This is a genomic window from Sulfurivermis fontis (assembly GCF_004001245.1).
Lineage (GTDB): Bacteria > Pseudomonadota > Gammaproteobacteria > Thiohalomonadales > Thiohalomonadaceae > Sulfurivermis > Sulfurivermis fontis.
The window spans coordinates 1,059,881-1,083,738 of record NZ_AP018724.1 but is presented as its reverse complement, the minus strand read 5'-3'; the positions used below and the strand labels follow the sequence as shown (position 1 = coordinate 1,083,738).

The window sequence follows — 23,858 nt, the reverse complement described above, 5'->3', positions numbered from 1 at the left end:
CATCCTGCGCATCACGGCAGCACCTCGTCGATGCGCAGCCGGTTTCCATCCTGGCGGACAATCGCCGGGACCTGTTTGATGCCGAGCTTTTCCACGAGCAGGCCGCGCTGATCGAACGACACCTCGCGCTGCCACTTCCGCCCGATGTCCAACGGCGCGCCCGCAACGATGATCGGTTTCACGCGCCATTCGTCTTTGGTGGCGATCGCCTCCGCCCACCGGACCTGATCCTTGTCGTCCGCGTCGAAGAAGAGGAGTCGGCGCGTCAACGGCCGCCACTCCAGCGGGTTGATGACAGTGCCGGCGGGATGGATGAGGCGCCCCTCGTGGTCGCGCAGGTCGTAAGGGATGGCGATCGAGGGATCGAACCAGTGGGTCGCCGGCACGGTTGTGCGCGGCACGCTGGCCCCGGGCGGGTGTTCTGCGTACTTGCGGGTCGCCTCGCGCTGTTCCGCCTGCAACCTGGCGATCCTTTCTGGCGTGAACTCCGCCGCGGCGCGTTCTTTAAACCATGCCACCATGTCCGGCTCGGTGACAGGATGGACAGTACCGATCACTTCGGGCGCGGCATGGGCGCCGCTTACAAGCAGGATGACGAACAGCGCGCAGAGATTACGGGAGCGCATAGGCTCTCCCCACTATCTGCTCACAGCTCACCCAGCCGATGTCGCTGTAGCGGCTGTCGTAGCCATCGGGATGATCTGTTGCGACGAAGAACCGGCATTCCGGCAGGGCACCGGTTGGGCCAGGCGTGAGGGGGCGGCCGTCTTTCGCGTGCGGCTTGGTGGTGGCTACAGGTTTGCCATTGACGTAGAAGGTATCGCCCGCATACGTCACGACATCACCCGGAAGACCAACCACGCGTTTTACCCAGTAGCGGTAACCCTGGTAATAGCGCGCATGATCGGGGGTGAATGCCACCAGTTCACCGCGCCCGGGAATTGCGCGGTCCTTAATGACAACAATGATCGGAGCATCCTTGATCGACAAGCTGCCGGTCCGGTTGGGACCTATGGCGACGTAATTATCGGCAACCAGGAATGCCAGCGCCATTGCCACGGTAGCGGGAACCAGCCATGGCGCGGAGAGCCGGAGCTGCTCCCGCCACGGGCGGCGCCAGATGGGCAGTGTGTGGCCGGCGGCGGGCATCAGCGCAGCTTTCCCTTAACTTCTTCAGTAAGGTCGGGCACGTCATCCATCGGTCCTGCGATAAGCGCCTGGCGTGCGAGGATGGTGCGGCCGGATTCAGCGGCGACAGCCGCCACCGCGTCCTGAATGCGAATGGCGCGGGCCTGCGGGTCGATTTGCTGACCGCCAATCTTGCCGCGGGCCATTCCCTTAATCTCAGTCTCCATGATGGCCACGAGGTCCACCTGGGCGAATCGCGGGGGCTGCGGAATGGCCCACCACACCACACCCTGGATGGCCACGGCGCCGAGGGCACCGAAGCCCATGGCAAACAGCGCATTCCTGATCATCGTCCTCTCCGCCCCGATTGCCTCAGCCATTTACCTGCGGCTCCTTTTCACCAGTTCTTCGATGGCCTGCTCAAGCGTGAGGCCCTGAGCCAGCATGCGTTCAATGGCTTCGTATTCCTCGGCCTTGGTCGAGTAGAGCTTTTCCGAGAATGGATCGACGACCAGGCGGCCGATGGTCCACCCGCTCGGGCCATACACCATCAGCTCCGAATACTGCCCCTGCTTGGTGTCCACCGACTTGAGCGCGCGGTTCATAAAGTCGTTCATCACCAGGCGATCGCTCTTCGCGAGTTGCTGGATTGATTCCGGTTTCTGACGCAGCAGATACACCCAGTCGGCGTTCTGCAGAGCCGCTTTGGCGGTTTCGGACTTGTAGTAGTCGTCGATGCCCTGCGTGATCGTCACGAAGTTGCCACCATGTTTTCTGGCGACGCGATAACCTTCTTCGATAAACTTGCCGGCGTGGCCGCCGGACATCAGTCGCCATGCCTCGTCGATGATGCACATCTTGCGTATGCCCCGATCTCCCAGGTACATAGCCTGGGCGATTTGCATCATCAGGATCAGCACCACCACGGATTGCAGGTCCGGCTTGTTGTTCAGCTCGCCCAGCTCGAGCACCACGAATGGATTGTCGAACCGGATGGTTGACGGGCCCTCGAAGAACCTGGCGTACATGCCGTCCTTCGTGTAGGGATAGAGTTGGACCCCCAGGTCCTGGGCGCGGGGGTCCGGATGATTCAGCAGGAACTGCGCAACGGGCGTGATCGTGGCGCTGTTTTTGTACTGCGCCCATGCGTGATTCAGTGCCTGTTCGATGAACGAGGCCTGGATGTCGCCGACCGGCGCAGAAGGCGAGGCCATCTGTGACAGCAGCGGTTTGAGCATCGGCAGGCCTTCGTCTGCCCAGTCCTCAATATGGGTGAACGGATTGAGGTTCAAATTGGAGTCGGGGCCAAACTCCAGGTACATGCCGCCGATGATGTTGGCCAGACGCATATAGGAGCGGCCGACATCAATGATCCAGGCGCGACCGCCCATGCCGCGGATCGCCAAGGCCATCTCCTGCACGAAGAAGCTCTTGCCGGCACCTGATGCCGCCGCCACAGCGACGTTGTAATTGCCTTTGTCGTTGTCGTAGGGGTCGGTGTAGAACAGCTGGCCGCGGCGCCCGACCAGCATCAGCACCGGCGAGCCGCCGCCCTTCCATTCACCGATGACCGGCAGCAGGTTGGCTGCACTCCAGGTCAGCATGGTGCGCAGGCGGCCGAGCTTCTCCATTTCCTTCACCAGAGTCGGCGACAAAGTGAAGGGCAGCGATGAGAGCAGGGTGTGGACCTGGATAAAACGATCCAGAATGAGGTCCCAGCCCTTGGATTTGAACAGGCTCTTCACCGCGTTGGCGGCGGTATCGCCTTCGCCCGGTGCGGCAAACAGCACCAACTGGTGATTCACACGGCAGAGGGTATGCCCTTCCTCAACCTTCTTGTTGACGAAATCCCACTCGCTCTTCTTGTCGCGCCATACCGGCACGAAACGTCCCATGGGCGATTCAGACGCCTGGGTTGCGCGGGCTGCTTTGATCTTGGTGACGTTCTTCGCCGCCACCTGGTCGGGGATATGGATGTTAACCGTGAACAGGAATGGGCACGGGATGCGCAGGGCGTCCTGAAAGAAATCGCCCACCAGCTCGCTCATGCCCCACAGCGCCCATGCCGACGGGTATGTCCGCACGCTGAAACAGCGCACGTCGGTATGGTTGAGCATCATGCCGTCGCGGCCGATGAGCAGGGACGTGTCCTGACGGACCACTTGGTTGCGGATGAGCGACAGTTCATCCCAGCGGTGACGCTCGCGCTTCTCTTCTCCGGTACCGCCTCTCGGGTTGAGGATGTCGTCGATAAGATCGACGAATCCGTCGGCGTCAAGAAAATCGCCGTGAAGGCCGGCGCTGCTGAAGCTGCCCAGGAGCGCTTTGCGCAGCTGCTGCGCTTGGCGCTCGACGTAGACCTGCCGTGACGGGAGCGGCTTGGGCAGGATGACGGATACGATCAGCCGGTAGTCGCGCACCAGCATCGGCTGGGTGGACAGAAGGGAGGTGTGGGCGCCGCCGGCGAGATATCCGACGCGGCGCCGCGCCAGTGAGCGGAATATGCTGTGGCTGCGTTGGTCGTCGCGCCCTGTTCCGTCCGCGGCCACTCCGTCCAGATCGCCGTCAGGGCGCCGGGCCCGCGCCCAGTGGGTGAGCCGCGGCATCACAGTCGGCGATGCCCATAGCGTGAACTGGAAGCTGATCTTGTCTGGCAGGCCCTGCGTGAATATGCCTGCAAGAATGCGGGCGGCGCTTTCGTCGGCGCCGGTAACAGCATTCAGCTCGTACACGAAGCCAAACGAGTCGTCGTTATAGAACAGCCCTGAGTCAGGGTCGTAAGACTCGAATGGCAGCAGGTCCGCGAGGCGGTGCGTGTCAAAGAACTCGCGGATACGGTGCTGCGATGGCGGAAGTTTCTCGTCCTGGACGTCCTGGATCGGATGGGCGCCGTCGTTCAGGGCGGCGTGCACCAGGTCCCGCAGCCTGGCGAGCGGATTACTCGGCATCGCCATCGGGGTTCTCCAGCAGGCGTTCGCGCATCGCCGGCAACAGCCATTCGCCGTCATCGACCCGCAGGTAGAGATAGTGGTTGGGGTGATACACGCCGCTCATATCCTCCCAATCCACCAGCCAAACCCTCAGCCGGTGGGGCTCACGGAAGATCGGATCGCCCGGCTGGACAGAGGTGGGCCCGGAAAACCGTCGCGGAGCGGGCGGCAATGGGATTTCCTCGCCATCTTTCTTGTCCTCGCGTTCGACCTTCGGCCGAATCACCTCGCCGCGGCCGTCGCGATCGTAGATCTCTGAGGCGCTCATGCAGGTGACGCCATCGGGCGCGCGGCACCCGTATTCGGGTGTCAACGAACAACCGGTCGTGATGACGGCCAGCACGAGAAGGGACAACCGGAACTGGAGCGGCATGTTTCTCATGGCTGTTTCTCTCTCCCGGCCGTCTTCGTCGCGGGTCCGCCCGTTCCCGCGCTAAGCCACGCCAGCAGCTTCTCGGGCGGAAGGTAGCCGCGGTGGACGCGGCCGTCGCCGCTGATCAGGGTCGGGGTGCTGGCCAGGCCGTGCGCCTTGGCGAAGTTCCGCACGGCCGCCAGCGCCTGCGCGCTGTCGCACTCGCTTTCCTTGGGAATGGACGTGCGTTGTGACGTCCCGGGGCGGACTTTGCGGATTAGACCGCCGGGGACGTGCTTCAGGCTGACAAGATCAGTGCGGAACTTCTCCAGGAACCCGTCCTCCATCATCGCGGTCTGGAGATTCAGTTCGGGCGAGCCCCCGCAGAGGATGTGATCTGCCAACTGGTGCTGAACGTAGTCGGCGGACGCCAGGTAACCCGGGTTGGGCGCCGGCTCCTCCGGCGCCAGAATCATGAAGCGCACGTCGGCCTGGAATTCGAGCCCTTGCCTTGTGATGTTGCGGTCCTTGTCTCTGGCGCTCTTGACGTCGCCATAGAGCTTCTTGCACCACGCGCAGCTGGTGCTGAACAAAATTGCGAGTTTCGGCGCGCCGGCCGGGGCAAGGGTCTCGCGCACGGCGAGCTGCAAAGGTAGCGTGTCCCAGGGAATGCGCGCCGAGGCGTTTACCGCATCGAGGCGCTGCTGAGTGACATCCTCGTTTGTCTTGACGTCATAGATATGGCCGAACAGGAGGTATCGGCCGGTCGCGTCGCCATAGACAACCTTGTCGCCCATGACGATCTCGTACACGCCAGGAAACCGGGGCTCCGGACGGATCTCATCCAGCTTTGTGCCGGGCAGAGCCTTGCGCCACACTTCGCCATCGCTGTCGTTTGCCTGATCGCCTGCCGCCGCGTGGGCGGACACCAGGAGCAGGCCCGCAAGTGCGCTGGCCCGGAGGTTCATTTTTGGTGCCATGGGTACTTCTCCAGGGTTGCTGCCTTCTTGAGTTCCTCGTCGGTGACCAGCGGGCGGCGCGGACCCTCGCCGCCGGCGTTGGCGTCCTCGCCGATGCTCGCCCCCTGGGTGAGCACGATGTCGCCGACCCGGGCGGCGTCGACCTCGATCACCGGATAGGTCTCATCGGCGCGCTCCAGGTACCACTTGGAGATGCGATCGAGGGCGGTCCCGAAGCCCTCGGCAACGCCCTGCTGCAGGACCTTGTTCGGATCGACGGTGGATACAGTCCCCAGGGCACTCGTGGTGACCGTCTGATAGCTGGTCGAGATACCTTCCCCGATCCCACCGAAGATACCGGCCAGCAGCGAGCGGGCGATGAGCGCGCCCTGCTTGGAGACAAGACGCCCGCGCATGCCTGTTTTTCCGTCTTCCCCGGAGACGTATCCCTTGAGCGGTGTTTCGAGGACACGTCCATCCTTGAGCACGCAGCTGAGCGTCTCGGTACGCGCATACACGCGCTCGCTCGATATGTCGCCGTATCCGGCGAGCACGACATGGCAGGCCTTCACGCGGGAGCGGAAACCATTAGGGAGGCGTCCGTGGTCCTTGAGCTTCACCACGAACGGCACCGGGTTATTCTGCGATGCGCCCCCGGTGGGCGCGTCGAGGCCCGTGAGCAGAATCGCCCGCCCGAACGACCCTGCTGGAATGTAGTTGTCGATATTGCGCGAAGCCGCGGCCTTGGGCGTTTCCGGCAATGGGATCACGAGTTCAGTAATGGCGGCTTCTTTCTTCTGCGCGCCGCCTGCGCCAGGCGGGACGTTCCTCGTGCCGACACTCCCTGGCGGAGGCGGCAATGCCGCGGGACCGGTGTTTACGCTGGCGTTTGCGCTTGACGCCGGCGCCGGCGGAAGCGGAGGAAGCTGCGAGGCTTTCTTCTGTGCCTCGGCTTCGGTCTTTTGCTGCGTCTTCACCGAATCCAGCTCCTCGCGGAGCTTGCGCATGTTATCTTCCAGTTCCTTGCGCTCCTGCTTCAGCTTGAGCAGATCCTCTTCGGACTTGGCTATCCACACGTCCCGCGGATCGGCCGGCCCAGGCGTCTGAATCTTGCGGGTAACCGGTTTCTCCTCAGGCCGGCGCACCTCGCCCTTAGGCTGGAACGATGTCCAAAGCGCCCAACCTGCAAAGCCGACGGTCGCCAGGACGATCCCGGCCAGCGCGGCGTATTGCCGCACTTTTACGCGCTTGCGATCGGGGACGACGGGGGTGTCGTTCGGCGGCGTCATTGTGTGCTGCCCCCCACGACCAGGAATATCCGGGTACGTTCGCCCGGGCCGAGTTCGTGGCGGTCGACGGACACGGCCAACACCCCATCCCGGTAGAACTCGCGCTCGTCGAGGCGCATCGTTTTGGCGTCGACGTTGGTGAGCTCGTAGACTTCGCCCTCCAGTCGCCCGCCGACATAGCGGCTTTGAAGCACCAGCCTAGCCTCTTGCCACAACCTGATTTCGCGCTTGACCTCCGTGAGCGAATAGCCCTCGGGCAGCGTGTCGAGGGCCATGTGCTTGACGAGTTCGAGCACAGTGCGCTCGTAGGGCTTCTCGGTTTCCCACGCGACGGCCTTCTGCCGATCGGCGCTCCGGGCGCGCTCCGGGCGTACCAGAGTTACGGTCTCCGACGGCATTTCCGCTGGCGTGAGCACCAGGGTGTAGACGCCACCCTGGTCGTCTTTGACGAACAGCGAAAACGGCCGGTTACGCCAGCCTTCCGCCGGCTGCAGATAGACCTGCCCGGTGTCCGCATCGGGCTTGAGTACGGCTTTTCCCTCGGCGCCCCACACCTTGTGGATGCGGCCGTCGCGGATCACGATCCGGTTGGGCTCGCCGCCGGAAACGCGGACCGACACGACTGTGCCGTCGCGCACTTCGACAAGCTGTGCTGCCTGAGCGTTACTGGCCAGAAGGAGCAGTAACGGTCTCATCAGCCGCTTCAAACGGATGCTCACTCTCCACCTCCAGGAATTCCGAAACCCAAAGCCGGCCGCCCGCAAGCGAGTAGCTGAACCGCCACGAACGCCGGACGGTCGACACCACCTGCTTGCCCACCATGGTGGTGAAGTCACCCGTGATCACGGTCTGGCGCTGTTTGACCTTGGTCTGATAGTCCACGGGATAAAACGCCGTCGAGACGTTGTCGCGCTTGAGCCGCTCGCCTTGCACCGCCATCGTGGTGCGGATATCGCCGAAGGCTTCCGGCGCCACGTAGCGCAGAAACACGTCGACATTGCCGTCCACGCTTTTGGGCGTGACGTTGAGGACCAGTCCGGTGAGATACCGGGACATTTCCTCGAGGTACTCCGGCGACATCTCAGAACCCTTCACCCAGAACGGCTTTTCCAACGTCGGTGGCACGACGATGGTTTTTTCTGTCGTATCCGTTCCCGCAACGGTCACCGACAGCACGATGTTCACGGCGAGCAGCCCGAATGCCATCATCCGCCACCGGGCCTCTCGCGCCTTGGCAGCGGTCTTCTCGCTCTCGTAGTGGTCGCGTTTCATCCCACAAACTCCCGCACGTCCGACGGTGGCGTGCGCCGGAACTTGAACCACGCCTCCGTCGGCGTGTACCAGTAGAGCGCGTGCTTGATCAGCTGTTTGCCGCCTGTGGCCTTGATGCGGGCAAGCGTCCGCATCGAGAAGAAGCCGAGCACGCCGCCGAGGATGAGATTGACGAGGCTTGGCGTAAACGCCAGCACCACGAACAGAGGGCCAAGAAAGGCCCAGGCCTCATCGGCGTCCCACATCAGATACATGGGCGGATCGTCCAGATGCTTCGGGATGACGTGGCTCTCTTCTTCGCCCATGGCGTTTACACGACGGCCGTGATGATCGAGTTGATGAATGCGACGCCGAATGCGGCGCCCAGCACGATGAACAGCAGACCGCCGATGCCGGCCACCTTAAACGTGAACGCGGTCACCGCAATCGCACCCAGCAGAGAGATGACAGCGATCAGCTTGCCGCCGGTGCCCTGGACAAGCCCCGTGAACCAGTCGAGTATCGGTTGAAGTTCGGCGCCGCCCGTGCCGGCCAGTGCGGGCGCAGCTGCGACGGCGAGAACAATCGCGGCGAGCACCATGCCGGCGACGGAAGAACGTACAGGCTTGCGAACGGTCATTGCGTTGACTCCTTTGGGTTAACGAAAAGTCTGATTTCGGCGCGACGATTGAGGGCGCGGCCTTGCGGGGTCTCGTTATCCGCGACGTAGCAGCACTTGCCCTCGGCCTCGGTATGCACGGGCCGGACACCCAGCTCGCGCAACACGGAGGCAACGTTTTCAGCGCGCTTTAGTGCGAGCGAATCGTTGTAGGCCTGGGGACCGATATCGTCGGTGTGACCCACAACGACCAGTGACTTGACCTGTAGCGTCGGCCATACGTTGGCCGCGAATTCTGCGAGTTCCTGCCTGTGCTCGGCCTGGAGACGGGCGACGTCGAAAGGGAACCGCAGAGTCAGCAGCGGTTGCGAGGTTGCCGGCAGGCGTTTTCCGGCGTCGTCCGCGCTGCTTGTCGCACCGTTTGCTTCGCCGGGGCGCTGAGTCATCCGATCTACGGTCTCCGTATGCTTCGAGGTGTTGATGGCCGGTGGTACTGACGGGCTGTCTGCTGTTGGCTCGCCACCCGCCGCCGGCAATGAATCAACAGCGGCTTCGCTCCGTTCGGGGCGGTAAGGGGTCTTGGGCGTTTTCGTCGGGCACAGCTCGCACACCACGTATTTCCCCTGGGCGGTCTGGGCAATGCCGCGCCGCCAATCTTCCGGGTCAGCGACTTTGCTGTGCTGTACCGCGCAGCCCGTCACGAGCGCGATGCAGAACAAGCTGACCAGCGACCTTATGCGCATAGTTCTCCCGTCGCCTTTTGGCTTCTTTCGATTTCGCCGTGCCTGCGTTGTACGCGCCGACGGCGTCCCAGGTGTATCCGTACCGGGCGATATTGCCGGCGAGTATCCAGGCGCCCACATGCACATTGAGGCACGGCTCCCAGAGGTGTTCCTCGTGGATGCCGTATCTCTCCAGCAGCGGAAGCCACCAGGTGTTGATCTGCATCACCCCGATATCGCGGCTTCCGTCGGCATTGCGACCTTCCGCTGCGGTATCTAATCCGCTCTCCTGCGCCGCGATCGCGCGGAGCAGTTCCTGGGCGACGCCGTAGCGCTGTGCTGCCTCGGCAAAGCACTGGTCGTATGCCGCATTTGCCGCGGGTACGAAAACCACCAGTGCTGTTGCCACGAGAACCGCTTTCAAGCTGTCGCCTCGGATTAAATCCGCGCCCCGAGGGGCGCGGGTGGAGGGTGTCGCCGTGGTCCAGCGAACCGCGGCGCTGACAATGTGCGGCAGGTGGGGAGGTGTTAGAAGGCGAAATTAAGCCGAGTTGTGGGCGGGATTAATTAAGCGGAACCGCCCGGCGCGTGGCCGGGCGCTTCGCATTGGAGTCGGCGTAGAGGAAAAGCGACGTCCGACGGCTGTGGAATAGCGGACGCGCATGTGCGAATTGGCCCCCTTGCAACGGCCTCAAGGCCCTCCCGTTTCGGCCCTGTGCTCATTGCCAACCTGGTTCCGGGGGCGGCAGGTTCGGATGTACCTGGCGCGGTTTCCCGCACAAAGGGGCTCCGCCAAGGTTCCGGTGGCGGGCGACCGGCGTGTTTGAACGAAGGCCGGTGGCCTTCCCGGAGACCTCTGGCGTCTCGGGGAAGGCCACCGGCAGCACGCCGGCGAGCTGCATCCCATCCATGGAGTACCCCCGCGGCTTGTCGCCGCAAAGCGGTCAAACAGGCCAAGGAGAAGGAAGAAGCGCCGGTTCACGGCCAGCGCGAGGTTGAGCGGCCTCCAGGTCCAGAGGCTTGTTGTTGTGTGGGCCGCGGGACCGGGGCGAAATGCCCTGCCCCTCTTCCCGGTCCGAAGGGGCTATGGCGCCGGCGCGAGCCGGCAGGGTGCCACTGGTGCCGCAGTGGCCACGGGTGAGACCGTATATCCGGCAGAGTCTAACAGACCCGGAAAAAAGAAGGGCCGCCCGAAGGCGGCCCGAGGTTTACGCGGCAAGTCGTCTGGCAAGCTCGACCTCGATGCTGTCCCCATCCTGGTTCAGCACGTCGAGACCGGTTTCCGGCATGTCGCCCGAGGTGGATTGGGCGACGGCGATCTTCTTGGCCATGAGACTGAGACACGTGGTTTGCGCCGTATCCGCATAGCCGAGAAAGACCACATCGACCGGCAGCTTCTGGCCAATCCGCCATGAGCGCCTGGCCGCCTGCTGCAGGGTGTACACGTTGTACCCTGTCTGCATGAAGGCGATGGTCGGGAAGTCCAGGAGATCGAGTCCTGTCTTCACCAGCTCCGGATTCGTGACAAGCACGTCAATCCCCCGTTCCACCTGCTCCATGATCCAATCCTCCCGATGGGAGGTGTCCACGGAGGCCTTCAGCACACCAACCTTCAAGCCAGCCTGCTCCAGCAGAGCTTTCAACCTGCCCGAGGTATCCCGCGTACCGGTGTACACCGTATAAGCCAGCACACGGCGGCCGCGGGCCTTCTCCTTCCTGCACAGGTCGATCAGGGCCCGTTCCTTGGGTGTCGGCTCGTCCTCGCCGTACACCGAACCGGCGAAGGCCAGAAGCGCCCGCGTGCGCGGATGTTTCACAACCTCCTCCCGGAAACAGGTGTCGGGCCACGCAAGCAGCGTGTTGAGCACCACCCCCAGGAGGCTGTTGTCCCCCTTGCGCAGGGCCTCCTTCAGCTCCGCCGTGAGCGTCGACGCCAAGTGGTTGTAGCGCTCGGCCTGTTCCGGCTCCATCGCTACGTCCACGTAACGCTCCTCGTAGGGCGGCAGCACATCGGCGCCGATGTCCTTGAGCTTGAGGAACACCGTAAACGGAAGCACGTAGCGGGCGATTCCCTTGGGGCCGAAGCCCGGGGCCTTCACCGTGCGTACCGTGACCTGCTTGCCGCGGGACGTGCGGTGCGATTCGCCTTCAGTCTCTTTGTAGATGTCCTTCAGGATACCGTGCTGCCGCATGAACTCCATGGCCGCCGATCCGAGGCTGCCACGACCGTTGGGACGGAAGCCGTCCTCTACCATCCGTTGGGGCATGATCCGCCACAGCAGAAAGAAGAGATCGTCGGCATAGCCTCCCATGAGCGTGCCGGTCAACAGCAAGACCTTGCGCACATGGTTGGCCAGGACGCCCATGGCCTGCCCCTGGGCCGACCCCTCGTTTTTGAACTCGTGGCCTTCGTCCACAATGAGCAGATCGAAGAAGCCACGCGGCAGATACCGCTTGATGAACTCCGTGGGTTGATATCCGCCCTGCCCGAAGTTGAACTCGAGGGCCGCCAGTCTGCGCTCGATGCGCGCCGCCTGACGATCCGCAAACATCAGTTCGCCTTTGTCATCCATGAGGTTGACGAACTCATAGACGTTGTCGGAAAGCATCTCCTCAAGCGCCTCCTCGCCAAACACGGACAACAACCGATCCGCGGACTTCGGCCCGATCGTCGGGATTTGAAGCAGCGCCTGGCGTACCAGATCGCGCCGACTCTTCGGTTTCCCCGGCCGGATAAGCGTCCACAACGCCACCCCGCACTCGGGACAGCTACGACGCATATCGTCGGGGAAGGCCGCGGGCGGCAACGGGATACCCTCAACGTCCACAAGCACATGGCCGCAATCCGGGCATGCCGCAACCTCCGTCGTTTTGACCAAGGATCGCGACCGCTCGTTTCCGTCCTCGGTGAACTGCCGGACATGCCGCTTCCTTACGGCGACGACCGGCTTCCAGTGGAATCCCATCCGCATGCGCACACGGCCGAGGACGAAGAATTCCGGCTCGTCCGGCGAGGGCAATCCGATCATCCCGCGCATGGCGATGAGCTTGCGAAGCGTATCCGGGCCGTTGAGCACCCAGACGCGCGCGCCTGCGATGGTTTCCCGGATCTCGCGCCGCCACTTGTAAACCAGGTGTGGTGGCGAGACCACCAGGAAACGCCGCGCTCCCTCTGCGTGCATGACGGCCGCGGCACTGATGGCCATCATGGTTTTGCCGGTGCCCATCTCCGCATTGATGATCGCGGCCGGCTCGCCCGCGTCGTTGAGCAGCTTGACCGCGGCTTGCACCGCGTCACGCTGCGCATCGAACGGCTTGCGCGTCAGCCCGTCCATGACCAACTCCCGGAACGGGTCCGGCGTGCCGTCGTGGACAGGCGGATTCTGGCGGGCGACCGCCTCCAGCAACCCATCGCCAAAGTCTTCGACGAACTGCGACAGTGAAATGACGTTTTCCATGTAACCTCCGACAAGAGTTGCGCCGGAGGCACACCACGCCCCTGCGGGGAAAGGTGTATCCCCGGCAGGGTTGACGACGTTGTTGAACAAGGACCGAGACCCGAAGGTCTGCGCCTCTCCCCGATCCGAAGGCGCTTGCCTGGCGCCGGCGCGAGCCGGCAGGGTGCCACTGAACCGCAGTGGCCACGGTGTAAAGCCGCCTTTCCGCAAGGCCCGCACCGCAGGCCTTCGGGAAAGGCCCGCCCCCGGAGGGGCGGGTAAGTTCAACGCTCGGGCAAGGCTTCGAGCGCGGCTTCCAGCGCCTGATCGATATCCTCCCAGGCCACTGAACCGCCGTGCTCCTCACCGCGCCTGTAGGCCTCAACAAGCAACGCGGCCGCACGAGAAGCGGCATCCCGCCGGCGGATTGCCTTCACGCTTGCCTCGGCTTCCGGCCAGGATTCGGCGTCGCTCAAGGTCTGTTCGACCGAAAATCCGGGAGGTACACCCGCATCGCCTTCTTCTTCGTAGTCGTCGAAGAGCAAAGGAACGTCAGGCGAGTCATCCCAAATACTTCCGTCGTCGAACAACCGCTGGGCCTTGGCGATGGCATCCTCCGCGCTTCCGGCCTCAATGCCGACCTGTACCCGGTGCACGTAGGGCAGCTCGTATTGAATAACGTACTTCATCGTCATGCCCTCCTTACCGTATCGTCAGCACATCGCCGAACGTCGCACTGCCAGGCGTGAAGTCGATGGCGCGGATCACCGGGACGAACCGATCAAGGTGGATGCGGGTTTCCCGCACATCCCCGGTCCGCTCGTTGACCTCGTGCTCTATCCTGACGTCCTTCTCCTTGTGGGTGTCGCCACGCACCAGCAGAGTCCTCCCGTCGTTGGAACGGACCGCACCGGAGATCTGCCCGGCCGACAAGGCCAACGCCAAGTGCCACCGTGACAACGACCTCAGCGGCCGGCGGTGTTCCCGCGCACGCGACTGAAATGTTGTGACGAAGCGGTCCCACAGCGTCGGCCCGGCGATTCGCGTTTCCTCGCCCAGCTGACGAGGGTCGATCCGCATGGTGAAGAACTTCGGTTCACCTTGCGGCGCCGGCGGAACGACGTAGAGCGGGCCGTCCCAGGCATCAGGTAATGCGGGAGCCTCCCGATCGCCGGCGCCGACGGCCGCCAGCAGTTCGCGCGCCTCCAGGTCCATGCCATCGGACACAGGTTTGCGCACGCCGAACACCACCACCTGCTTGAACTGATCGGTAGATGCGCGGAAGACCTGCACCGATGAACAATGCCTGGCAATCCATGTGGCAAACTCCCGATCGAGGGCGTAGTGCGGAACGATCAACACCAGTACCCCGCCGAATTGAAGCGTTCCGATAGTCCGCTCGTAGAACAGCTTTTCCAGCCGCTTCCTCCCCTTCCACTTCGCGGCGGAAGCCGCGGCCTGATCGGCGACCAGATCGCCATAGGGAGGATTGAGCCAGAGCAGGCCGAAGGATCGCGGCTGGATGACCGCGTCCATCAGATCGGCGTGGATACACCGGGCAAGAAGCGTCTTGGCGTGGTAGGCCCGTTCCTCGTTGTACTCCACGCCAAAGGCTTCCAGGTTCCCCTTCCCGAACGCCTCGAGGTGATGGGCCGCTTCCGCAAGCGCCACGCCCTCGCCGCAGCACGGGTCGAGAATCCGCATCGGCCGGTCCGAGGGAGCCACTGCGGCCAGAATGCGCGCCGTGGTGTCCTCGTCAGTCGGGAAATACCCGTTCTTTATGAAATTGCGCGCAAGGCGCTGGAACATGAGAGCCATCTTTGCCTCCTTGGTTGATGTTGAGAAATGAACCAAGGAAGACGAAGCGCCCGCGGGGAGCGCTTGTCTCCCCTGCGGGACTGGCCGGTATGAACGGCCGTTGGTTAAATGAGCCCGCGTTCTGCGAAGCTCGTGACCTCCGTGCCGCCGACCACAATGTGGTCGAGGACGCGGATATCGACAAAGGCCAAGGCCTCTTTCAGGCGACGGGTTATCGATTCGTCCGCCCGCGACGGTTCCGGCACGCCCGAAGGATGGTTGTGCGCGATGATCAGCGCGGCTGCATTGTGACGTAGCGCAGCTTTTACCACCTCCCGCGGGTGTACCGAAGCGCCGTCTATCGTTCCGTAGAACAGTTCCTCGTATTTGATCAACCGGTGGCGGTTGTCGAGGAACATCACCGCGAACACCTCCTGCTCCCGATCGCCGAGCTTCAGCATCAGATAGCGCCTGGAGGCGTCGGGAGAGGTAAGAATTACGTTCTCCGGATCGGTGCGATACGCCAGGCGTTGCTCCAGAACAGTACAGGCATATTTGATCACATCATCGTCGGACAGCTCGATGATCGAAATTTGCTGAGTCATAGGACACCTCCACAGAATGAAGCCGGAAGTGCCCCCTGCCGGGGTACACCGTACCCGGCAGGGTTGATTCGATGCCGCTGACGCACTACGCTCGCGACATGGAAAAGCTGAAAGTGATCCGCGGTGAACGGGGTCTTCTGGAACAAGAGCTCGTCAGAGCCTTGTTCACAGGTGAGACTGAAACATTCGACCGCATCAACAAGCGCCTCTCAGGCAAAGCCAGTCTCAGCCTTTGCCAGTCTTCACACGCTTCAAATCGAGGCGCGCAATCAACTCCTCGTCAATCAGACGAAGAGCCAGCTTGACGTCGGATTTCCCCTCGCGCGTGGAAACGCGTGCATTCAAGGCCTGTTCGCGCCGCTGAAGAATCTCTTCCTCGGTAGCGGCTTCGAGCCAGGCGATAAATGCCTTGATGGTTTCTTTATCCATGGTGTTCTCCTGGTTGAACCGGGAACACCATGCCCCGCCGGGGAAAGGTGCTTCCCCGGATGGGATGTTGAGGTTGACGTCGAACAGGGATCGGGACCCGGAGGTCCGCCTCTCTTCCCGATCCGGAGAGGCTTCAAGGGGCCGATGAAACATCGGCTGGTGCCACTGAACCGCAGTGGCCACGGTGTAAAACCGCCTTTCCACAAGGCCCGCACAGCAGGCCTTCGGGAAAGGCCCGCCCCCGGAGAGGGGCGGGGTATGCGAGTTCAAGCCGCTTGCAGGGCCGTGACGTCGCATTTACTGTCGATCTGAAGCTGCCCTCTCCTAACCAGGAACGAAACCTCCTGTTCGATGCGCTCACGGTTGGACAGGTCGATCGCAAACGCACCGACACGGAATCCATCCAGACGGGTCAGACAGCCGAGCTCATCCAGATGGTCCAGCAGCAGATCGCGCCAATGATCGAGCACGGGCACCCATAGGGTTTGCTTGAGCAGCTCCCACAACGCGCCAGTCAGATCGTTCGCTTCGCTGTGATGCAACAGCAGCGCGCGTCCGTTGGAACGGTCGGGGTCAACCGCGAGGCGGTCGTAGAGCCACAGGTGGATCAATTCGCCGAATACCGATCCGGTGCGGCGTGCGGTCAGACGTATCAACCGTTCCGAGTCCACCGACGGAACAAAGCGCGCGCCTTCCAGGCCGGACGTTCCGATCCAGAATGACCGAATGCCGCCGTCGCGCTCCGGGAGAGACAGGCGGGCCAGGAACTCCTGAATCGCCGTGTCCCTCCCCCAGACGGAAAGGAACCGAAGCCCGGTTTCGTCGACAAGGTGGGCATCGCAAAAGATGCCGGGTACCTCTGGTAGTTCAAGCATGGTGCTGCCTCCGCTAGAAGCCGGGGCGCACCACGCCCCGACGGGGCAGGTGTGCACCCGGCGGGTTATTGGTTCAACGTAGATGCTTACCTTGGTGCGTAACCGACGTCCGCTAAAGCAGCACGCACCTTCTCGCCGGCAAACAGCATGCGGTACGCCTGCTCGCTGTTTTCCGCATTCACCAGGTAGTCGCTGTGACCAACGCGCTTGAGAAATTGCGCGAAATCCCAGGCCTCCTGATCGGTCAGCTCCACCGTGATGACGACTGGTTCAGTGTCCGCCATGATCAGCTTCCTCAGTGAAGTGATTTGATCGAGAGCAGCCGTACTGAGCCGTCCCGTGCGATATTGAGTCGATATCTGTGTCCCGCGAATCTGGCGACGTACAACGTCATTCCAACGCGACGTAAGGCAGATAAGGGAATACGTCTGAAGTCCTCGATTGGCATGGTGGCCCTCCATAGTTGCGCCGGAGGCACACCACGCCCCTGCGGGGAAAGGTGTATCCCCGGCAGGGTTGACGACGTTGTTGAACAAGGACCGAGACCCGAAGGTCTGCGCCTCTTCCCGATCCGAAGGCGCTTGCCTGGCGCCGGCGCGAGCCGGCAGGGTGCCACTGAACCGCAGTGGCCACGGTGTAAAACCGCTTTTTCGCAAGGCCCGCACCGCAGGCCCTCGGGAAAGGCCCGCCCCCGGAGGGGCGGACGTTTGGTTAGAAGAAAGTGCCCCAGGGACCGATCATGTTGTGAGCGCGCAGCGCATCCGCCTGATCGTCGTTGAACGGCACATCGATCAGCCGGCCGGGCCCGACCACGAATGTCGCGATCCGTCCTTCCGTTGCAAATGACGTTGCGCCATCAGGGAAGGACCGGCCGAATATCTCGCGTGCGATTGCCAGTGCATCACGTTTCACAGCCATGTCCTTACGCCCCCTTCTGGAACAGCCTGCCAACCGGCTGGAACTGGTATCCCAATTCCTTCAGGCGAGTGGCCTGTTTGCGAAGAAGAGAGCGGTCAACCGTCGGGTCGAGTTTTACCTTGTCACCGAGCGGCCAGATCTCGCCAAACAACTCAGCATCCTCATCAGGCAATGCCGCGGCGGTTTCCGGCTCCGGCTCGGGTTCGACGGGAGCGGCTACAGGCTCGTCGTCGGACGTGGTATCGACATCGACAAGCGCGATGGCCTCGACATCGGCCCTGACCTCGACGATGGAACGCCCGCCGATGACGAAGGAGGCCGGGTAGATGCGGGAGATAGTGAATTCTCCCGAATACACGCCGGCATCGAACTCCTCAATGCCGCGCTTCACGGCGAATTCGCCGATCTCGGTATTGAGACGCCCGACATTGAAAGGGCCGTTACGACCGGTGATGGATCTGATCTGCACAGAACCTGATAGCTTGATCATGTCTATTGCTCCTCTTGGCTAAATTGCACCAAGGGAGTCCTCGCCCGAGGCGAGAACGCCCCGGCGGGGTTGGAAGGCAGGACAAACAAAAACACAGAAATGAATCCGCGCTTCTGCATATCCATGTTGAAGCCGATATTGAACAAGGACCGAGACCCGAAGGTCTGCGCCTCTTCCCGATCCGAAGGCGCTTGCCTGGCGCCGGCGCAAGCCGGCAGGGTGCCACTGAACCGCAGTGGCTACGGTGGAAACTGATCTCTCCGCAGGGCCGGCGCCCGGTCCTCTGGAGAGACGCCGCGCATGGCGGCGTCCCGTTTACTCTTCGCTCGAATCGTCGCTGGCGAGGATGATCTCCTCGACCTCCAACTCGATAACCTCAATGCCTTCAGTGCTCATGGTCGTCTCCTCCTCAGGGCTCGTGTGTAAGACCGGGGTCTCCCCCGAACGCCGGCGCACGACGTTCGGGGGAGACCCCGGCCAGAGGCCGGGGAGTCGGTTACCCCGCGATCGCCATAGCGATCACTTGGGCGACCATGAAGTACAGAACAAACATTTTCGGAGCGAAGATAGAAGCGGACATGGCGTTTTCTCCTGGTTAAAAACGCCGGAGAAAGCCACGCCCCTGTCGGGGTGAGCTTGTCCCCGGCAGGGTGGTTGAAGTAGATGTCGAACAAGGATCGGGACCCGGAGGTCCGCCTCTCTTCCCGATCCGGAGAGGCTTCAAGGGACCGGCGAATCGCCGGCAAGGGCGCCACATTCTGGGCTGTGGCCACCACCGAAAAATCGTCTTTCCGAAATGCTCACGCGAACATTTTGGAAAGAGCCGGGGAGTTTCCTCCCCGGCGGTGGTTTGACGTATCAGGCGGCCTTCGGCAGCCGCCAGACCTTGGCCTTGCCATCGAAGCGGTAGCCCTTGTTCTTCAGCTCCGCTTTGCGGGCCTCGAAGTTGGGATCGTCCTTCGACAGACTGACCTCATCCGGCAGAAGCGCATCGACGTCCTCGTCCGCGATGCAGGTATCCGATTCCGCAGCAGCGGGTGCATCGGTCACCTGGTTCACCGGGGCGGTCTCGGCTTTCGCCTGGTAGACGGTGTTGCCGTCGACCTTCACCCAGTCCAGGCGCAGAAGGCGGGCTTTCAGGCTGACGCCCGTAGTCCCCTTCTTCTCGCCCTTGTCGTAGGTGAAAACGTCGGTGTACAGATCGCCCAGTCGGAAACCGGCCAGCACCTTGTGGCGAACCGTGGTGCCGTCGGCAGCCATGCGGCCCTGATCGTTGATCTGGGACATGAACTGCTCGATGACCTTCTTCGCCTCGGCGCCGCTCACGCGGCAATCGAAGCGGGTCTTCTGCGGGTTTTCCGAATCACCGTGAATGGCCGTGATGTCGACGGCCAGAAACGGCGCGCCCTTCTTGGGTTCGACAACCCGGGCACGGTTCAGGTAACCGAAGCCGTCGATGTGGAGATCGAAATACTTGGAAGTGATGTTGCTCATGGTGTGTCTCCTCTGCTGGTAGGTGAACAAACAGGGGAAAACACCACGCTTGGTATAAGCGCCCGCATGGGGAAGGTGTTTCCCCGATGGGGTTGATGAAGGTATTGAACAAGGATCGGGACCCGGAGGTCCGCCTCTCTTCCCGATCCGGAGAGGCTTCAAGGGGCCGATGAAACATCGGCTGGTGCCACTGGTGCCGCAGTGACCACGGTTGAATGTTGCAATTTATAGACGAGCGTTTGCGCGCGCGTCAAGAGCTTTCCGACCCACATCCTTCAGAGAAATAACCACGAACAGCCGCCGCGAAGTCGTTCAGGTCCGGCTGCTGTTCGGCAGCTGCAATGAAATCCTCCACGGTCGCGCGCGGGGTAAGCGTGAGCACGATTTGCTGCGCACGCGTGCGCTGCGTCGAACTGAGCGTGAAACCCGCGCCCTGTTCGAATATCTGAACTACCGCCGCGGCTTCGCCAGGCTCCATGGTTGTTTGTACGCCAAATTGGCCCATCGTTGTTCTTCCTCCGTGTTACTGGTCGACGCGCACTCCAAGACGCGCGAGTATCCCTTCAAGTTCCTCGTGGCTGTGGAACCTGAACGTTATCGTACCGTTCTTCGATGCCTCATCAAAATCGAGCGAGGTCGGCGAGCCAACCGTCTCCCCAACGCGACGTTCCAGGCGGGCGATGTCCGGATCGCGCCGGTTTTTTTGCGAATGGGCATTGCTCGGCGCTCTTACCTGTTGTTCGAGTCGCCTTACGGTCCAACCTCGTTCCGCCGCCGTCTGCGCCATAGCGATCTGCGCGTTTCTCGCAAGCCCGACAAGAACCTTGGCGTGGCCAAAGGTGAGGAATCCCGAGGCGACCAGCGCCTTGACCTGTGGTTCCAGGCGCGTGATGCGCAACAGGTGCGAGACGTGCTCACGTTTGTAGCCAAGGGCGTCGGCCACATCCTGGTGCGTCAGACCAAGGTCGTCGACCAGGCGGGCAATGCCTTCAGCTTCGTCAATGGGATTGAGGTTTTCGCGCTGAACGTTCTCGGCCAGCGCGAACAGGGCGGCCGTCGTATCGTCGATTATGCGAATGACGACAGGTACCTCCCACAGGCCCGCAATCTGGGCCGCGCGCCAGCGGCGCTCGCCCGCGACAATCTCATAGCCTCCATCCGGTACCGGGCGGACGACAATCGGCTGAACGACGCCCTGGGCGCGGATGGATGCAGCGAGCTCCTGGAGGGTTTCGGCGGGAAACTCGTGCCGCGGCTGGAAGCGTCCACGCCGGAGCTGCTCGATTCCGACCTGCACCAGGGAGCCGTCACGGCCTGGCCCTGATACGCCCGGTTGGCCTGGTGTGGCGCGACGCACGTCGATGGCAGCCCCCATCATCCGTTCCAGGCGAAATACCGGCATGACGGAAACCTGGTGCAGCCGACAAAGGCTCGCCCGTCATTCTTTCCGCCCTTCATGGCGCGCAAAACCAGTGTGCCTTTGCGGCACTCAGGACACGAGCCGCCGATCGCTGCCTCCTTTGCAGTGCTCTTCTTCGCCGGCGCATCAGGTTGCGCCGAGCCGCGGTCACCGTTTCTGAACACGAGTGCGAGCTTCCCGTTTTCGATGTGCGCGTGCGAGTCGTACTTCTTGCCCTGTTGCGATTTCAAACCGCGAAGCAGTACGGTCTTGCCTGCCAGCAACTCCAGCGCCTGAGACTCCGACAGTTTCTTGCCAAACGACTCCTTCCACACGATTGCGCGGCAGGCCTCGCACTGCCACGCCTTTGGGGATTCGCCGACGGCGCCGCCGCACTGGCATTTGCCCGCGGCCTGCCCGCGCGGGCGCCCCGGTTTGCCACCCTCATCCGGTAGGGTGACCTGACATCCGGGATACCCCGAGCATCCCCAGAAAAATCCACTCTTGCCCTTGCGCCTGCGCAGCGGTTTCCCGCATTCGGGACACGCATGCTGCTGTACCGGTACACCGCCAAGCTCGCCCCCCTGCTTAGCCCGTTCCACCATGGTGGCAACCCATTCGGCCTGGCGCCGCACAAACTCCTCCAGGCTGCCGCGCCCTTGGGCGATATCGTCCAGTGCCTGTTCCCACAGCGCGGTTGTCCCTGGCTCCTTGACCGGCTCAGGCAGCGCATCGATGAGCGCCCGGCCAGTCTCGGTGGAAATCAGGTTCTTCTTCCGCTTTTGCAGGAGACCCCGTTCGAGCAGGGTCTTGATGATGCCGGCCCGCGTCGCCTCGGTCCCCAGCCCTGACGTTTCCTTGAGGATCTGCTTCAGGCGCGCGTCGGTAACCAGCTTCGCCACGTTTTTCATGGCGGCGATCAATGTACCTTCCGTGAACCGCGCCGGCGGCTTCGTCTGCTTCGCCACCGCCTCCGCTCCGGCCACGGGACAGGCCGCGCCCCTGGTGAGTTGTGGCAGTTCCTGGTCATCAGTGTCATCGCTGTCGTGCTCCTCGCGGGAGAGCTGGTACAGCGCTTTCCATCCATCGGCGACAACGCGCCGGCCAGTCGCCTGAAACAGCTCTCCGTCGGTCGACAAAGAGACCAGCGTCTTGTCGAATTCGTGGTGCGGGTAGAACTGTGCAAGGTAACGGCGACGGATCAGGTCATAGACCTGTCGCTCGCCATCGTTCATACGCGGAACATCGCACGCTGCTTTGGTGGGGATGATCGCGTGGTGGGCGGTGATCTTGCTGTCGTCCCAGGCCTTGGAGCGCAGCCCCCTGTCCGCGCCGGCGACGGCTGCCGCAAGTCCCTGGTCCGATCGGACCAGGGCATCCAACACCGCGGAGGACTCCGCCAGCATGCTTTGCGGCAGATAGGGGCAATCGGTGCGCGGGTAGGTGACGGCCTTGTGGGTTTCGTAGAGCGCCTGCACCGTATCCAGGACCTGTTGCGCCCCCATCCCGTACAGCCTGTCAGCTTCCTGCTGCAGGGTTCCCAGGTCATAGGGCAGCGGCGGTGCTTCGCGCGCCCGCTTGGTCTCCGCAGCAGCCACCACTCCCTGCTTGCCTACCAGCCGCTGCGCCAGCGTGCGGGCCGCCTGTTCGTTGATACAGCGGCCCTCGGAATCCGTCACCGTCTCCGGCGGTACCCACTTCGCGCGGAAGCGCCCGCTGTCGGCAGCAAACGTGACCAGCACATCCCAGTACGGGACCGGCCGGAACGACTCGATGGCTCGATCGCGATCCACCACCAAGCGCAAAGTCGGCGTCTGGACGCGCCCCACCGACAATACGCCGTCAAGACCCCGCTCCCGGCCAAGAACGGTATAGGCGCGGGTCAGGTTCATTCCGACAAGCCAGTCTGCCCGGGCGCGGCCCAACCCCGCCCAATAGAGCGGCTGGGTCTGCTCGCCGGGCCGCAACGCGCCAAGCGCTTTATGGATGCTCGCGTCATCCAGTGCCGAGAGCCACAACCGGGCCACCGGCCCTCGCCACTGGCAAAGCTGTAACACCTCGCGCGCGATGGTCTCGCCTTCCCGATCCGCGTCAGTCGCGATCACGACCTCCCGCGCGCTCGCCAGCAGCCCCTTGATGATTTTGAACTGCTTGCGCGCGTCGCTCTTGACCTCCAGTTGCCAGCTATCCGGCAGAATCGGCAAGGTATCGAGTGCCCACCGCTTGTACTGCTCGCCGTAGCCCTCAGGGGGCACCATCTCAAGCAGATGCCCGAAGCACCAGGTAACGGTCACCCCGCTGCCGCTGAGGCAGCCGTCCGCCTTGCCCTGGGCGCCCAGTACGCGGGCAATGTCCCGCGCCTGGGAAGGCTTCTCGCAAAGGAAGAGGCGGCTCATGGCACCTGAGCCTCCCTGTCGCCGTTGTCCCAGCGCTCCACGTGCTCGGGGCAGGCACTGCATACGCCGCGCGCTGAATTGCGATCGAGCCGAATCCAACTGCATGGCGTTTCGGTGATCTCATCCCAGCAAGCATGCATATCATCGCAGCCACAGCCGATGCAGGTGGCGACAGCGCACGACATTCCGGACTCGCCCTGGGTAAAGGGATAGCTGCTCATGGGCAGACCTCCCGGTCCAGTCGCCCCCGGCAAGCGACCACGTCGTAGAACTTGCCCGAGACGGTGAGCATCGTCGCTGCGTCATGAGACGTTACAAAGAACAGCTCGTCATCGTTCCAAACGTTGACAATGCGCCCGTCACCGGTCTCGACGAATCTGCTCAACCAGCGAAGCTCACGCTCCCCGTAGCGCTTACGCACTGGCGTCGATGATTCGACACAGGTGATGTGCATGTGCGGAGCAGACCGGGGCGCCTCATCGCCACCGACATCGAGCGCATCGAGATAGCTTGGGCACGTGCAATCGCGCTCGATGTCGATTACGCGATACGGCCCCGTGCCATAGTTGGTTTGAACCACGTCACCGATGCTCAACCTGTTTCGACACGGGGCCGCCATATCAGGACCCCATTCCCTCTGCCTCATGCGGCACGAGCTCCCACCCGCCGTCGCGGGTGAAACGTGCGACGCCGTCGCGTTCCATGCGC

General features: G+C 62.8%; 26 protein-coding genes and 2 pseudogenes. All 28 read right to left on the bottom strand.

What is annotated here, in order from left to right; translation table 11 throughout:
- Positions 1-11: 11 nt before the first annotated feature.
- The 28 genes and pseudogenes from EP379_RS16350 to EP379_RS05540 all read right to left on the bottom strand — a co-directional run bounded on the left by EP379_RS16350 (position 12) and on the right by EP379_RS05540 (position 23,745).
- On the bottom strand, positions 12-626 hold the full coding sequence (locus EP379_RS16350) for a hypothetical protein (protein WP_172600391.1): 615 nt from the start codon (positions 624-626) through the stop codon (positions 12-14).
- Positions 613-1,149 (bottom strand): signal peptidase I, encoded by a 537-nt coding sequence (lepB, locus tag EP379_RS05670; RefSeq protein WP_127476698.1) that lies wholly within the window; start codon positions 1,147-1,149, stop codon positions 613-615. Before lepB ends, EP379_RS16350 begins: the two co-directional genes overlap by 14 nt.
- Positions 1,149-1,508, bottom strand: a complete 360-nt coding sequence (locus EP379_RS05665; RefSeq protein ID WP_127476695.1) for a hypothetical protein — start codon at positions 1,506-1,508, stop codon at positions 1,149-1,151. The genes lepB and EP379_RS05665 overlap by 1 nt, the downstream gene beginning before the upstream one ends.
- Positions 1,509-4,082: a type IV secretion system protein TraC gene (gene traC, locus EP379_RS05660; protein WP_172600390.1), complete on the bottom strand. Its 2,574-nt coding sequence runs from the start codon at positions 4,080-4,082 to the stop codon at positions 1,509-1,511.
- Positions 4,066-4,500 (bottom strand): TraV family lipoprotein, encoded by a 435-nt coding sequence (locus tag EP379_RS05655; protein ID WP_127476690.1) that lies wholly within the window; start codon positions 4,498-4,500, stop codon positions 4,066-4,068. Before EP379_RS05655 ends, traC begins: the two co-directional genes overlap by 17 nt.
- Positions 4,497-5,450, bottom strand: a complete 954-nt coding sequence (locus tag EP379_RS05650) for a disulfide isomerase DsbC N-terminal domain-containing protein (protein WP_127476687.1) — start codon at positions 5,448-5,450, stop codon at positions 4,497-4,499. The genes EP379_RS05655 and EP379_RS05650 overlap by 4 nt, the downstream gene beginning before the upstream one ends.
- Positions 5,435-6,718 carry a TraB/TrbI/VirB10 family type IV secretion system protein gene (locus tag EP379_RS05645; protein ID WP_127476685.1) on the bottom strand — a complete coding sequence of 428 codons (1,284 nt, stop codon included), beginning with the start codon at positions 6,716-6,718 and terminating at the stop codon, positions 5,435-5,437. Before EP379_RS05645 ends, EP379_RS05650 begins: the two co-directional genes overlap by 16 nt.
- Positions 6,715-7,437, bottom strand: coding sequence for a type-F conjugative transfer system secretin TraK (locus tag EP379_RS05640; RefSeq protein WP_127476682.1), 723 nt, complete (start codon positions 7,435-7,437; stop codon positions 6,715-6,717). Before EP379_RS05640 ends, EP379_RS05645 begins: the two co-directional genes overlap by 4 nt.
- Complete coding sequence (gene traE, locus EP379_RS05635) at positions 7,382-7,990, bottom strand: type IV conjugative transfer system protein TraE (RefSeq protein ID WP_127476679.1); 609 nt, start codon at positions 7,988-7,990, stop codon at positions 7,382-7,384. Before traE ends, EP379_RS05640 begins: the two co-directional genes overlap by 56 nt.
- Complete coding sequence (gene traL / locus EP379_RS05630) at positions 7,987-8,295, bottom strand: type IV conjugative transfer system protein TraL (RefSeq protein WP_127476676.1); 309 nt, start codon at positions 8,293-8,295, stop codon at positions 7,987-7,989. Before traL ends, traE begins: the two co-directional genes overlap by 4 nt.
- Positions 8,296-8,300: 5 nt before the next feature.
- Positions 8,301-8,609, bottom strand: a complete 309-nt coding sequence (locus tag EP379_RS05625) for a hypothetical protein (protein WP_127476674.1) — start codon at positions 8,607-8,609, stop codon at positions 8,301-8,303.
- Positions 8,606-9,307, bottom strand: coding sequence for an OmpA family protein (locus EP379_RS05620; protein WP_172600389.1), 702 nt, complete (start codon positions 9,305-9,307; stop codon positions 8,606-8,608). The genes EP379_RS05625 and EP379_RS05620 overlap by 4 nt, the downstream gene beginning before the upstream one ends.
- A complete protein-coding gene (locus EP379_RS05615; protein WP_232023983.1) occupies positions 9,252-9,734 on the bottom strand; it encodes a lytic transglycosylase domain-containing protein in 483 nt (160 codons plus the stop codon). The genes EP379_RS05620 and EP379_RS05615 overlap by 56 nt, the downstream gene beginning before the upstream one ends.
- 784 nt (positions 9,735-10,518) lie before the next feature.
- A complete protein-coding gene (locus EP379_RS05610; protein ID WP_127476666.1) occupies positions 10,519-12,768 on the bottom strand; it encodes a DEAD/DEAH box helicase family protein in 2,250 nt (749 codons plus the stop codon).
- A 263-nt stretch (positions 12,769-13,031) separates the two neighbouring features.
- Positions 13,032-13,442 (bottom strand): hypothetical protein, encoded by a 411-nt coding sequence (locus EP379_RS05605; RefSeq protein WP_127476664.1) that lies wholly within the window; start codon positions 13,440-13,442, stop codon positions 13,032-13,034.
- A 7-nt stretch (positions 13,443-13,449) separates the two neighbouring features.
- On the bottom strand, positions 13,450-14,565 hold the full coding sequence (locus EP379_RS05600) for a DUF6094 domain-containing protein (protein WP_127476662.1): 1,116 nt from the start codon (positions 14,563-14,565) through the stop codon (positions 13,450-13,452).
- A 104-nt stretch (positions 14,566-14,669) separates the two neighbouring features.
- A pseudogene (gene radC, locus EP379_RS05595) lies at positions 14,670-15,083 on the bottom strand (RadC family protein); the annotation flags it as partial.
- Positions 15,084-15,374: 291 nt separating this feature from the next.
- Positions 15,375-15,578, bottom strand: coding sequence for a hypothetical protein (locus EP379_RS05590; RefSeq protein ID WP_127476657.1), 204 nt, complete (start codon positions 15,576-15,578; stop codon positions 15,375-15,377).
- Between the two features lie 266 nt (positions 15,579-15,844).
- The gene (locus EP379_RS05585) at positions 15,845-16,453 is read right to left on the bottom strand and encodes a hypothetical protein (RefSeq protein WP_127476654.1); all 609 of its coding nucleotides are present in this window, start codon (positions 16,451-16,453) and stop codon (positions 15,845-15,847) included.
- A gap of 86 nt (positions 16,454-16,539) precedes the next feature.
- A complete protein-coding gene (locus tag EP379_RS05580) occupies positions 16,540-16,737 on the bottom strand; it encodes a DUF7706 family protein (protein ID WP_127476651.1) in 198 nt (65 codons plus the stop codon).
- Between the two features lie 427 nt (positions 16,738-17,164).
- Entirely contained in the window at positions 17,165-17,371 is a 207-nt protein-coding gene (locus EP379_RS05575; protein ID WP_127476649.1) for a hypothetical protein, read from the bottom strand.
- 4 nt (positions 17,372-17,375) lie between these two features.
- On the bottom strand, positions 17,376-17,861 hold the full coding sequence (locus tag EP379_RS05570) for a DUF3275 family protein (RefSeq protein WP_127476647.1): 486 nt from the start codon (positions 17,859-17,861) through the stop codon (positions 17,376-17,378).
- Between the two features lie 1,038 nt (positions 17,862-18,899).
- Positions 18,900-19,355 (bottom strand): annotated as a pseudogene (locus tag EP379_RS05565) (DUF3577 domain-containing protein); the annotation flags it as partial.
- A gap of 250 nt (positions 19,356-19,605) precedes the next feature.
- Positions 19,606-19,860, bottom strand: a complete 255-nt coding sequence (locus EP379_RS05560) for a hypothetical protein (RefSeq protein ID WP_127476641.1) — start codon at positions 19,858-19,860, stop codon at positions 19,606-19,608.
- 18 nt (positions 19,861-19,878) lie between these two features.
- Positions 19,879-20,757 (bottom strand): ParB/RepB/Spo0J family partition protein, encoded by an 879-nt coding sequence (locus tag EP379_RS05555; protein WP_127476639.1) that lies wholly within the window; start codon positions 20,755-20,757, stop codon positions 19,879-19,881.
- Positions 20,730-23,150, bottom strand: a complete 2,421-nt coding sequence (locus tag EP379_RS05550) for a DNA topoisomerase 3 (RefSeq protein ID WP_172600388.1) — start codon at positions 23,148-23,150, stop codon at positions 20,730-20,732. The genes EP379_RS05555 and EP379_RS05550 overlap by 28 nt, the downstream gene beginning before the upstream one ends.
- Positions 23,147-23,371: a hypothetical protein gene (locus tag EP379_RS05545; protein ID WP_197722866.1), complete on the bottom strand. Its 225-nt coding sequence runs from the start codon at positions 23,369-23,371 to the stop codon at positions 23,147-23,149. The genes EP379_RS05550 and EP379_RS05545 overlap by 4 nt, the downstream gene beginning before the upstream one ends.
- Positions 23,368-23,745, bottom strand: coding sequence for a hypothetical protein (locus EP379_RS05540; RefSeq protein ID WP_127476637.1), 378 nt, complete (start codon positions 23,743-23,745; stop codon positions 23,368-23,370). Before EP379_RS05540 ends, EP379_RS05545 begins: the two co-directional genes overlap by 4 nt.
- Positions 23,746-23,858 lie beyond the last annotated feature (113 nt).